This window comes from Arthrobacter sp. Dra40, from assembly GCF_059091905.1.
In genome coordinates this window covers 35,024-46,219 of sequence record NZ_JBNHHB010000039.1, presented here as the reverse complement: position 1 = coordinate 46,219, position 11,196 = coordinate 35,024, and the positions used below count along the sequence as shown (strand labels likewise).

Annotated in this window: 12 protein-coding genes and 2 tRNA genes; 6 read left to right on the top strand and 8 right to left on the bottom strand. The window is 65.0% G+C overall.

Annotated elements, in window-relative coordinates:
• A partial coding sequence (locus AC5RWT_RS16890; protein WP_494081148.1) for a M28 family peptidase occupies positions 1-235 on the top strand: 235 nt, incomplete at its 5' end.
• Positions 236-674: 439 nt separating this feature from the next.
• Here AC5RWT_RS16890 and AC5RWT_RS16885 read toward each other — a convergent pair.
• Together AC5RWT_RS16885 and AC5RWT_RS16880 are read right to left on the bottom strand one after the other, a co-directional pair.
• A tRNA-Ser gene (locus tag AC5RWT_RS16885) sits at positions 675-764 on the bottom strand.
• A 62-nt stretch (positions 765-826) separates the two neighbouring features.
• Positions 827-1,306 carry a nucleoside deaminase gene (locus tag AC5RWT_RS16880; RefSeq protein ID WP_494081147.1) on the bottom strand — a complete coding sequence of 160 codons (480 nt, stop codon included), beginning with the start codon at positions 1,304-1,306 and terminating at the stop codon, positions 827-829.
• A 61-nt stretch (positions 1,307-1,367) separates the two neighbouring features.
• On the opposite strand from AC5RWT_RS16880, the gene upp reads away from it, so the two are divergent.
• Both upp and AC5RWT_RS16870 read left to right on the top strand, forming a co-directional pair.
• A complete protein-coding gene (upp, locus tag AC5RWT_RS16875; RefSeq protein WP_494081146.1) occupies positions 1,368-2,003 on the top strand; it encodes a uracil phosphoribosyltransferase in 636 nt (211 codons plus the stop codon).
• 528 nt (positions 2,004-2,531) lie between these two features.
• Positions 2,532-3,392 (top strand): winged helix-turn-helix domain-containing protein, encoded by an 861-nt coding sequence (locus AC5RWT_RS16870; RefSeq protein ID WP_494044959.1) that lies wholly within the window; start codon positions 2,532-2,534, stop codon positions 3,390-3,392.
• A 200-nt stretch (positions 3,393-3,592) separates the two neighbouring features.
• Here the strand turns inward: AC5RWT_RS16870 and AC5RWT_RS16865 are convergent, their stop codons facing one another.
• Entirely contained in the window at positions 3,593-5,044 is a 1,452-nt protein-coding gene (locus AC5RWT_RS16865) for a dihydrolipoyl dehydrogenase family protein (RefSeq protein ID WP_494081145.1), read from the bottom strand.
• Positions 5,045-5,100: 56 nt separating this feature from the next.
• Here AC5RWT_RS16865 and AC5RWT_RS16860 point away from each other — a divergent pair, with 56 nt between their 5' ends.
• Positions 5,101-5,622 carry a SixA phosphatase family protein gene (locus AC5RWT_RS16860; RefSeq protein WP_494081144.1) on the top strand — a complete coding sequence of 174 codons (522 nt, stop codon included), beginning with the start codon at positions 5,101-5,103 and terminating at the stop codon, positions 5,620-5,622.
• Positions 5,623-5,691: 69 nt separating this feature from the next.
• Here AC5RWT_RS16860 and AC5RWT_RS16855 read toward each other — a convergent pair whose 3' ends face one another.
• From AC5RWT_RS16855 to AC5RWT_RS16835, 5 genes are all read right to left on the bottom strand, one after another.
• A complete protein-coding gene (locus AC5RWT_RS16855; protein WP_494081150.1) occupies positions 5,692-5,883 on the bottom strand; it encodes a helix-turn-helix transcriptional regulator in 192 nt (63 codons plus the stop codon).
• The gene (locus AC5RWT_RS16850) at positions 5,883-6,194 is read right to left on the bottom strand and encodes a hypothetical protein (RefSeq protein ID WP_494081143.1); all 312 of its coding nucleotides are present in this window, start codon (positions 6,192-6,194) and stop codon (positions 5,883-5,885) included. The genes AC5RWT_RS16855 and AC5RWT_RS16850 overlap by 1 nt, the downstream gene beginning before the upstream one ends.
• 322 nt (positions 6,195-6,516) lie before the next feature.
• Positions 6,517-7,419, bottom strand: coding sequence for an RNA polymerase sigma factor SigJ (gene sigJ / locus AC5RWT_RS16845; protein ID WP_494081142.1), 903 nt, complete (start codon positions 7,417-7,419; stop codon positions 6,517-6,519).
• Positions 7,409-7,957, bottom strand: a complete 549-nt coding sequence (locus tag AC5RWT_RS16840) for a carboxymuconolactone decarboxylase family protein (RefSeq protein ID WP_494081141.1) — start codon at positions 7,955-7,957, stop codon at positions 7,409-7,411. The genes sigJ and AC5RWT_RS16840 overlap by 11 nt, the downstream gene beginning before the upstream one ends.
• A gap of 127 nt (positions 7,958-8,084) precedes the next feature.
• A tRNA-Arg gene (locus AC5RWT_RS16835) sits at positions 8,085-8,161 on the bottom strand.
• A gap of 315 nt (positions 8,162-8,476) precedes the next feature.
• Here AC5RWT_RS16835 and AC5RWT_RS16830 point away from each other — a divergent pair.
• Both AC5RWT_RS16830 and AC5RWT_RS16825 read left to right on the top strand, forming a co-directional pair.
• On the top strand, positions 8,477-10,315 hold the full coding sequence (locus AC5RWT_RS16830; protein WP_494044954.1) for a phosphoenolpyruvate carboxykinase (GTP): 1,839 nt from the start codon (positions 8,477-8,479) through the stop codon (positions 10,313-10,315).
• Positions 10,316-10,544: 229 nt separating this feature from the next.
• A complete protein-coding gene (locus AC5RWT_RS16825) occupies positions 10,545-11,108 on the top strand; it encodes a hemerythrin domain-containing protein (RefSeq protein ID WP_494081140.1) in 564 nt (187 codons plus the stop codon).
• The last annotated feature ends 88 nt before the right edge of the window (positions 11,109-11,196 follow it).

Sequence of the window (11,196 nt, the reverse complement as noted above, 5' to 3'; positions counted from 1 at the left end):
GGGCCTGTTCACCGGCGACGCGGGGACCAAGAGCGAGGCCGAGGCGCTCACGTTCGGCGGGCAGGCGGGGGACCAGTACGACGAGTGCTACCACCAGTCCTGCGACACCATCAAGAACGTCGACATGACCGTGCTGGAGCAGATGACCGAAACGCTCATGAGCGCGACGGTCTCGCTCGGCGGCATCGACGGCGCCCTCGCCAAGGGCACGCCAACGCAGCACGGTGCCGGCTGAGGCGCTTGCACGTGCGGGTCCTCGGCGGATGAGGATGAACGGGTCGGCGTGGCCGAAGTATCTGTGGAACCTTCCCCAAAGAAACCAGCTATACGGATTGGCTCAACGACAACACCGACAAGCTCGGCGCTCAATTTGGGAGCATGGCAACTAACCGCCAGCGTGTCCAAATTTCTGGCGGCTGTTCCGCAAACACTGGGAGTCACTAATCGGCCCGGCGATAACGATGAGCGCAGGACTGGGTTTCAGCTGCATTCTTGAAACTCATCCTCGTGCCGACTACCGGGGGAGACTCCTTACGGGCTTCAATTGGTGAAAAGACCGAACCTGCGGGCTGTCCCTGAATTTCTGTCCAGCTGCGTTACTGCTGTGTAGTTTTGAAGGCAAAGCAAAGGCCCCGTTTCCCTTTGTTTACAAGGGGAACCGGGGCCTCGCTAGTTGGCGGTGACGGTGGGATTTGAACCCACGTTGGCTGTTACACCAAACAACATTTCGAGTGTTGCACCTTCGGCCGCTCGGACACGTCACCAACGCGTCAACTTTACCCGGTGTTGGCCCTTAGCCCCAAAACGGCCCGGCGGGATAGCAGCGTTAGAGCGGGAGGTCGCCGCGGTGGCCCGCAAAGAAGGCCCGCAGCATGGCGGCGGACTCCTCGGCCCGGACCTCAGGGTAGACCTCCACCCAGTGGTTCAACCGCCGTTCCCGCAGGATGTCGAAGACGCTGCCGGCGGCGCCGGCCTTTTCGTCCCAGGCGCCGAAGACCACCGTGGGGATGCGGGCCAGCACAATGGCGCCGGCGCACATGGCGCACGGTTCCAGGGTGACCACCAGGGTGCAGCCGTCCAGCCGCCACGTTCCGAGCTTTCGCGCTGCCTCTCGAATGGCCACCATTTCGGCATGGCCGGTGGGGTCGTGGAGCGCCTCCCGTTCGTTGCGTCCGGAACCCAGCACCCCGCCGTCGGGCCCCACTACCACCGCGCCAATCGGGACATCGAAGGTGTCCAGCGCCAGACGGGCCTGGTCGAGGGCAAGGCCCATCCAGTGGTGGTGCTGCGGATCAATCGGGCCCATGGCACCATTCTGGCAGGCCCGATGTTTGTCCCTGCTATCCGGCTGCCGGTAGTTTTGTGGGATGCGCGTACTCGAAGTGGACCATCCTCTTGTTGCCCACAAACTCACCGTTCTCCGCGACAAGACCACTCCGTCGCCCGTCTTCCGCCAACTCACCGAAGAACTGGTGACCCTGCTCGCCTACGAGGCAACCCGCGAAGTCCGCACCCAGCCAGTGGAGATCGAGACACCGGTAACCCTGACCATCGGGACTGCCTTTACCAAGCCGACCCCGCTGGTGGTGCCGATCCTGCGCGCCGGCCTCGGCATGCTCGAGGGCATGACCAAGCTGGTGCCGACCGCCGAAGTCGGTTTCCTGGGCATGGCCCGCAATGAGGAAACCCTGGACGTGATCACCTACGCCGAACGGCTGCCGGCCGACCTCACCGGCCGCCAGGTGTTCGTGCTGGATCCGATGCTGGCCACCGGCGGCACGCTGCGCGAAGCCATCAAGTTCCTCTTTGCCCGGGGCGCCGCGGACGTGACCTGCATCTGCCTGCTCGCCGCGCCCGAAGGGCTGCAGGCGCTGCGCGACGAACTGGAGGACACCAACGTCTCCATCGTGGTGGCCTCCATCGACGAGCGGCTGAATGAGAAGGCCTACATCGTGCCCGGACTCGGCGACGCCGGCGACCGGCTCTACGGCGTGGCCGGCTGACCTCGGCCGAAACCGTCCCGGAAACGGACGCTGTTCGGCCCGTGCCAACGTCCCGAGCCCGCACTCATGGGTGTCCACATGTTGGACACCTTGCATAGGTGAGCGTTTTCGTCCTAGCCCGGCCTCCTGGCTGCCCTGAGTCCCTCAACGTGAATAATTATGCGCTCAAGGCCTGAAGCGATCACTTGGACTGATATTTATTCATCTTGATTTCTGTGATCCGCCACACAAAAGTGCGGCTTCGTCTCATTATGTGAGATAAGCAGGCTTATATTACTTGCACGTAAGCTTTGTTACGAGGAAACTCATGGTTGTGAACAACAACGCAACAGCATCTGCAGCCGCAGCCTTCAGTTACGGGGTGTCTCCCGGCGGACTGATGGACTGTTGCCGAATGCAGGCCTAACTCACCACCCCAGAGTTATCCAGGCAATTCAACTGTCCAATGGCGGGCGCCAGAAACACATCCCGTGCGGGCATGCCATGCATTCGCGCCGCGATGACGGCCATTCACACATGAGGTTCTCAATGTCAGTTTCATCCGGATACGTCCACATCTCCGTCCGCAACGCACAGAACCGTGCGGCCGCCGCCCAGCGTCAGGCCTCCGGAGCGCACCAGCCGTTCGGCGGGCAGCCGCACCAGGGGGAGCAGCAGCCCTACCGCGTGTTGCGCGCCGTTCCGGGCCAGTACGACGCCGGTGCCGCCAATCCGACCACGGCACCGACTCCTGTGGTCACCCCCAATGGAATTCCGGGCCCGCAGGCGGTCTCTAACGACACAGTTGCCCGCGGGTTTGTTCTCTACGTGGGCCTCGACGAGGAAGCCGCCGCTGCCCAGGGAACCTCGCTGAGCAAGCTGGCCGCCCAGGTCCGCGCCTACGTGCAGTCGCTGGCCGCCGATGCCCAGACCCACGGGGCCGTAGCCCTTGCCCCGGCCGACGCGCCCGGCGAAAACATCGATGTGGTCCGCCAGGCCCTTGGCGATCCCACCGTCAGCCGCCGTCCGCGCACACCGGCGGTGGAGATCCAGCGCCAGCCGCAGCAGGCTTCGCATGCCAGCCGGCCGAGCGGTGTGTTGATCGATCTGTCCCGCCGCGAGGTGCACCTGGACGGCGAGACGCTGAACCTGACGTTCAAGGAATTCGAGCTGCTCAACTACCTGGTGGAGAACGCCACCCGCACCGTGGGCCGCGAAGAGCTGCTCTCCGGGCTGTGGAAGAACGCCGAGGAAGTTCCGAACGAACGCACCATCGACGTGCACATCCGCCGGCTTCGGTCGAAGCTGGGCCGCTTGGCCAATACAGTGCGCACCGTGCGCGGCCAAGGCTACCGGTTCTACGAGCACCCGGAAGTAGTCGTCTGGGCTGCGCCGGAGTACTCGATCTAGTTTTTCTCACCTTCGCGGAACAGCTCCCGAACGGCGGCAACGAACGTTCTTCGACTCCCAATCCTCGCAGGCTCGGATCGGGTCCCTCGTCGAATCTCTTATGCGGCCGCGGGCGGCCTTAGAAATATTAAAGCCGCCTTCCTCGAGAGCTGTTCCGCTTTGTTGTCCCTGCTTCCCGCCACCCGCCACGCCCGCCGGGACTAGAGGCCGTATTTTTCGAGGAGCCGGAGCCAGACCTCGCTGATGGTGGGGTAGGAGGGGACGGCGTGCCAGAGGCGGTCCAGCGGGACTTGGCCGACCACAGCGATGGTGGCCGCGTGCAGCAGTTCGCCGACGCCGGGGCCGGCGAAGGTCATACCCACAATCACCATGCGCTCCTCGTCCACCACCATCTGCGCCCAGCCTTGGTAGCCGTCGGCGTAGAGGGAAGAGCCGGCGACGGCGATCGGCAGTTCGGTGGTCGAGATACTCAGCCCGCGCTCCCTGGCCTGGGCTTCGGTCAGGCCCACGAACGCCACCTCCGGATCGGTGAAAACCACTGAGGGCACCGCCGCGTCGTCTGCCGTGCTGGCATACCGGCTCCACGGTTCTGGATCACCGTCCAGCTCACCGGCAGCGCGGGCCGCGATCGCCTCTCCGGTTGCGCGGGCCTGGTATTTCCCCTGGTGAGTCAGCTGCGCCTTGCCGGCCGCATCGCCCACCGCGTAGAGCCAGCCACCGTCCACGCCAGAGACCCGGCCGCTGGCGTCAACGGTGAGATGCTTCGGATCCAGTCCCAGCCCTTCGAGTCCGAGTCCGGACAGGGCCGGATGTCGCCCGCTGGAAACCAGCAGCTTGGCTCCCGTGACGGTGTCCGCCGTCCCCGTCTCCCCGTCCGAACCCGCCGCAGTCAGCGTGAGGGTGACACCGCCGTCGTACGCGTCCGCACGGGAGGTCGCGGTGTGCAGGCGGACCCGCACCCCGTCGCGGCGCAAGCCGGCTTCCACCAGCCGCCGGGCCGGTTCGGGAAACTTCGCCAGCAAATCCCCGCGGGCCACCAGCGTGACGTCGGTGCCCAGCCGGGCGTAAGCCTGGGCCAGCTCGCAGCCGGAGACGCCGCCGCCCAGCACCAGCAGGCTCTCCGGGACCTCCCGGGCCGAAGTGGCCTCGCGGGTTCCCCAGAAATCGATCCCGTCCAACCCGTCCACCCGCGGTACCGTCGGGGCGGAACCTGTGGCCAGCACGACGGCGTGGCGCGCGGCGATGCGCGACTGCGTCCCGTCGTCGTCCGTGACCGTCACCTCCCGCGGACCGCTGAGCGTGGCGGTGCCGCGGATCAGTTCGATGCCGGCCCCGTCCACCCACTTCACCTGAGAGGAGTCGTCCCAGTTGGAGGTGAACGAATCCCGGCGGGCCAGCACCGCTTCTGCGTCCAGACCGCCGGTCACGGCCTGGGCGGCGCCCTGGACGCTGCGGGCGGCCTGCAGCAGCGTGCCGGGACGCAGCAGCGCCTTGGACGGCATGCAGGCCCAGTAGGAGCATTCGCCGCCCACCAGTTCCGATTCCACCAGAATCGTTTTGAGTCCTCCGTTGGCGGTGCGCTCCGCCGCGTTCTCGCCGACCGCGCCGGCGCCAATCACCACAACGTCCGCTTCAAGTGTTTGCTCAGGCATGTGCCGAGCCTTGCACCGCGCCGTAGCGGTGGCAAGGGGGCTACTACACTCGTGGTGTGAACGACCACCACCTGAAGAAACTGATGATCATGCGCCACGCCAAGGCCGCGTGGCCGCTGGGGGTCGAGGACCATGAACGGCCGCTGGCCAAGCGCGGGCACGACGAGGCGCCGCTGATCGGACGTTGGATGGTGGAGCACGACTCCATCCCCGACTTCATCCTCTGCTCCTCGGCACTGCGGACCCGGCAGACCTGTACCTGGGTGTGCAACGAGCTGGGGGAGAAGGCGCCGACGCCGATGCTCTCCGACGAGCTGTATGACTCGCCGGTGACGCGCGTGCTGTCCGAGATCAACCAACTGCCCGACACGATCACCTCGCTGCTGGTGGTGGCCCACATGCCGGCGGTGCAGGATCTGGCGATGCGGCTGGCGTCGGTGGAATCGGACGAGGAGTCCGTGATGGACATGGCCACCCACTACCCGACGTCCGGCCTGACCGTGCTCCGGCATGCCAAGAGCTGGGCCGAACTGGACGGACGCGACGCAGCGGTCACCAATTTCGTGGTGCTGCGCTGACTCGGCTTCGGCCCCATCGACTGCTCACAATGCCGCGTTGTGCATCGGACTGAAGACGGACTGCCACATTCATTGAGGTGTGAATAGGTCTTCAATACTGCATTGGAAGACGGCCGCGATCCTGAACGCGACCGGTAGGGATGGGTCGTAACGGCCCTTCTCAATGGAGATGATGGTCTGACGTGATACTCCGAGTTCATCCGCCAAACGTTGTTGCGACCAACCTAACTCTTGGCGGTGCTGTGGAAGCGTGTTCTGCATCAGGCAGCGGATTTCTTCAGCCACATGTAGCGTGCTGCGAAGTCGAGCATGGCAAATAGCACGGCCGCGGAGAGCACCCAGCCGATGGGCGCTTCGAGTCCCGTAAATGCGAACCCGGCGGCGCCCAGCCCGCCAACCACGAGGATATCTCCGAACGCCCCGCTCGTAGCTTTCTGGTACCACGCAGATTCGATTGAATCGTCTGGCTTGTCAATCGCTCCAGCAAGAGTTGAGCGGTCAACGAGGACTGCCCATCCGAGTGTTGCCGCGACTGGCAGAGTGCCGACTACTACGAGGGCGAACGCAAGCATAGGACGCCCTACATCGCCCAGCAGCACGAATAGCCCACCTAAACCCCCGGAGATGAGTACACCGATCACCAGCGATGTACTCAACAAGGTCACGGAACCGCCGCCAAAGCGTGCACGTCCCCATCGACTCCGCACAACTGTCTTGTCGTCCAATGCCGGCTTCCCTCTCTGTAGCCTGAAGCGCTCCGTTGAACCCTTCGTTGTAAAGGAAGCTTTACAGACAAGTTCCCTTGACGTCAAGGTCGCTTTACTGACGGTGCACCTCGGCGCTGAAAAGGGTGTTATCTGGGCAGCCGATCGTCCGGGCTTGGGGGCCTGGTTGCTAGACGCGGATGCGGCGCAGCTTGTCCGGGTTCCGCATCAGGTAGATTTCGCGGACCAGGCCGCCGTCGATCCTGAAGCTCGCCACCGTATCCACCGCACCGTCGGGGTCAACGGCGACCAGGGCAGGCAGCCCGTTGACCTCGGCCACGTGCAGTTGGACCGGGGTGTCGGGCTTGCTGGTGACACCGAGCAGGAAGCGGAGCACCTTCTCCACCCCCAGGATCGGGCGCAGCGCGGCTGACTTCTGCCCGCCCCCGTCGCTGGTGAGGACGACGTCGGGTGCCAGCAGCCCCAGCAGCGGCTCGACCACCCCGGTGCTGGCCGCGCGCAGGAACTGCTCGGTAATCCGCTTGTGCAGGGCCGGATCCACCTGGTTCCTGGCCTGCCGGCTGGCCACGTGGGCCCGGGCACGGGACATCAGCTGCCGCACCGCGGCCGGTGAGCGGTCCAGCGTGCTGGCGATCTCCGGCGCCGGATACCCGAAGACCTCGCCCAGGATGTAGGCCGCGCGCTCCAGCGGTGAGAGCTGCTCCAAGACCACCAGCATGGCCAGCGAGACATCATCGGCCAGCACGGCGGCCTCGTCCGGGGCAGGGGCTGTAGCCGCGTCCGGCAGGCTGCTGACCGGTTCGGGCAGCCACGGGCCCACGTACTCCTCCCGACGCCGCTGCTGCGTGCGGATGTGGTTCAGCGCCAGGTTGGTCACCGTCCGCAGCAAGTAGGCGCGTGGCTCCTGGACCTCCTCCAGTGGTACCTCGGCAAAGCGCAGCCATGCCTCCTGCGCTACGTCCTCCGCGTCCGCCGCGCTGCCCAACAGCCGGTAGGCCGCGCCCAAAAGCAGCCCCCGGTGCTGCTGGAACACGTCAAGGTTCGACTCCGTCGTCGTCACTTCAGCCTCCAATGCTGCACGTCTCCTTAAAGCCCTGGCTCGTCAGCCCCATGGCGGCATTCACCCGGGAACGCTGGTTCTCCACGCCAATCAGGTACGTCAGTTCGGCCAGCTGCGCCGGGCTCAGGTTTTGCCTCAGCCTATCCACAAGTTCATCGGTGACGGCCGGCGGCGTGGCCGTCATGGCTTCGGCATATTCAAGGACGTCGCGCTCCGCTTCGTTGTACACGGTGGCCGTGCGCCACTCGGGGACCGACCGAAGCTTGGCCGGATCAACGCCTTGGTGGTGGTACTCCCAGTAGCCAAAGTCCATGCACCAACTGCACCCGACCGCGGCGGAGGCGCCCATCACCGCCAGCGCACTCAGCGTGGGCGGGACGGAGCGGAACTTGCCGACGGCGGTTTCATGCCGCAGCCAGGCAAACAGCACTCGGCGGTTGTGCATCATGGCTAGGCCGGGGTCCAGCACCTTGCCGTACTTGCGCCTGCTGTAGCCGGACACGATCCGCAGGAACAGGCTGGGCTCGTGGTCCAGTGGGATGCGTGCCATGTGGTCCTCCTTGTCGCTTCCCCGGAACTGGGGCTGCTAGGAAGACACCGCGCGGCGGGTCCGGTGTGACATCGGAAGAAAAAGGACAGAAAAAATGCGGCCCGGTCGGTGACCGGGCCGCATCATGTGGTGCGCCCAGAGGGATTCGAACCCCCGGCCTTCTGTTCCGTAGACAGACGCTCTATCCAGCTGAGCTATGGGCGCTTGGCCTCGCGGCCGGATACAACTGTAGCGTGTTAACCGGACGGTCGCCAAATCGAGGGGCCGATGCCCGGTTCCGGCCCGGAATTCCGGGCCTCAGGGGTCCCGAGCCCCGGCCAACTCCGCGAGAACGCCATGTGAACTAGACCGGTCTATATGACCTTAATCACATTATTGACGGCGGTCACATCTAAAAACCCCGGAATCGCGGGGCTCATCCTACTGGACCGCGCCGACGTGGGCTGTCCGGCCCCCGACTGGTCTAGCCGGTGGCCCATAGCATCAATACACACCACTGGCCCAAGAAAGGGATGAGTCATGGGCGATACAACGCGTCAGCCGGTTCTTGAGGAAACACTTGGGGACGCCCCAACTACACACGCAAAGCTTCTGGCCTGGGTTGCCGAAGTTTCCGAGCTGACGCAGCCCGACTCTGTGTATTGGGTGGACGGCTCCGAAGAGGAATACGCTCGTCTGACCGACCACCTGGTCGAGGCCGGAACGCTGCAGCGGTTGAACCCGGAGCTGTTCCCGAACTCTTTCGTCGGTTCTTCCGACCCCAAGGATGTGGCCCGCGTTGAAGAGCGGACCTTCATCTGCTCCGAGAAGGAAGCCGACGCCGGGTTCACCAACAATTGGATGGACCCCGCCGAGATGAAGGCGATCCTCACGGAACGCTTCGCCGGCAGCATGCGCGGACGCACCATGTATGTGATCCCGTTCGTCATGGGCCCGCTGGATGCCGAGCAGCCGCAGTTTGGCGTCGAGATCACCGACTCCGCCTACGTAGTCGCCTCCATGCGAATCATGGCCCGGATCGGCACCGACGTGCTGCGCAAGATGGAAGCCGAGGACGCGTTCTTCGTCCCCGCGCTGCATTCCGTCGGCGCCCCGCTGGAGCCCGGCGAGGCGGACGTCGTCTGGCCGTGCAACGAGGAGAAGTGGATTGTGCACTTCCCCGAAGAGCGCTCCATCTGGTCCTACGGCTCCGGCTACGGCGGCAACGCGCTGCTGGGCAAGAAGTGCTACGCCCTGCGTATCGCCTCGGTGATTGCCCGTGACGAAGGCTGGCTGGCCGAGCACATGCTCATCCTCAAACTCACCAGTCCGGAAGGCAAGGCCTACAACATTGCGGCCGCCTTCCCCTCTGCTTGCGGCAAGACCAACCTGGCGCTGCTGGATCCCACCATTGAGGGCTGGAAGGCCGAGACCCTCGGCGATGACATCAACTGGATGCGCATCGGCAAGGAGGGCGAGCTGCGCGGTGTGAACCCGGAGTACGGCCTGTTCGGCGTTGCGCCGGGAACCGGCTGGGGCACCAACCCGAACGCCATGCGCGCCATCGCCAAGGGCAACTCCATCTTCACCAACGTGGCGTTGACCGACGACGGCGGTGTCTGGTGGGAGGGCATGACCGAGGAAGTGCCGGCTCACCTGACCGACTGGGAGGGCAACGACTGGACGCCGGATTCCGGCCGTCCCGCCGCCCACCCGAACTCGCGCTTCTGCACCCCGATCTCGCAGATCGACATGCTGGCCCAGGAGTACTACAGCCCGGACGGCGTGGAGATCCATGCGATCCTCTTCGGCGGCCGCCGCAAGACCACCATCCCGCTGGTCACCCAGGCCCGCTCCTGGACCAACGGCATCTTCATGGGCTCCACGCTGTCGTCGGAAACCACCGCGGCCGCAGCCGGCGCCGTCGGTGTGGTCCGCCGCGACCCGATGGCGATGCTTCCCTTCATCGGCTACAACGCCGGGGACTACCTGAAGCACTGGGGCACCATCGAGGCCAAGGCCAACCCGGAGCGGCTGCCCAAGGTCTTCCTGGTCAACTGGTTCCGCCGCACGGCCGATGGCGGCTTCGCCTGGCCGGGCTTCGGCGAAAACTCCCGCGTGCTCAAGTGGGCCATCGAGCGCATCGAGGGCACCGCTGATGCCAAGGAGACCCCGATCGGCTACATCCCGACCGGCGAGTCGATCGACCTGACCGGCCTGGACATGACCCCGGAGCAGGTGGAAGAAGCCGTCAAGGTGGATCCCGCCGAGTGGAAGGAAGAGCTCAAGGGCATCGAGGAGTGGTACGCCCGCTTCGGCGACGCGCTGCCCGATGAGCTGGCCGCCGAGCTGAAGCAGTTGCAGGCCCGCTTCGCCTGAGCGAATAAACCCTCAGCCTCCCCAGAGGCGCCCGGATGAGACCCCGCGCAGCACATGCCGGGGTCTCATCCCTTTTAACCTGCTCCTGCCGCAATGCCGGTCTAGACCAGACCCGCGATCTCAGCGAATGCGCCTCCGGCGAGCACACACCATGGTTTCGGTGACGGCTCCTTGGTATCTTTGGCGCCCAAGTAGGTTCAGGAGCGATGAATCAGAGGAGTGGTGCTTGATGGCTGATGCTGATGGCGGGGATGTTGTGGACATCCTCACGACGGACCACCGGGAAATGCTCGAACTGCTCAGCCAGATTGAGCAGACTTCCGACCCCCGGCAGCGCAGGGACTTGGCCGACACCGTCATCGCCGAGGTGATGCGCCACGCCGTCGCCGAGGAGATGCTCGTCTACCCGGTGATAGAGAAACATGTGCCCAACGGCAAGGAGGAAGTAGAGCACGACAAGCAGGAACACGAGGAAATTGTCCAGCTCATGAAGCGGCTGGAGGACGTTGACTCGTCCCAGCCCACCTTCATGGAACTGGTCAGGGAACTCGAGGGACAGCTGCGCCACCACGCGGGCGATGAAGAAACGGATCAGTTCCCGAAGTTGCGTGCCCACATCCCCGGGGACAAGCTCGTCGAGCTCGGCGAAAAGGTTGAAAAGGCCAAAAAAGTCGCGCCGACCAGGCCCCACCCCAGCGCCCCGCACTCCGAACTGTTCCACAAAACCGTGGGGCCCGGCGTCGGCATGGTTGACCGGCTGCGTGACAAGCTCTCGGGCCGCCAAACGGGATAGCCGGACGTACGCCTGAAAGCCGGCGGTCTGGTGACTGTGCCGGACCGCGGGCTGGGCGCGGATTTCAGCCGCTGCCTCCCGAAGGATG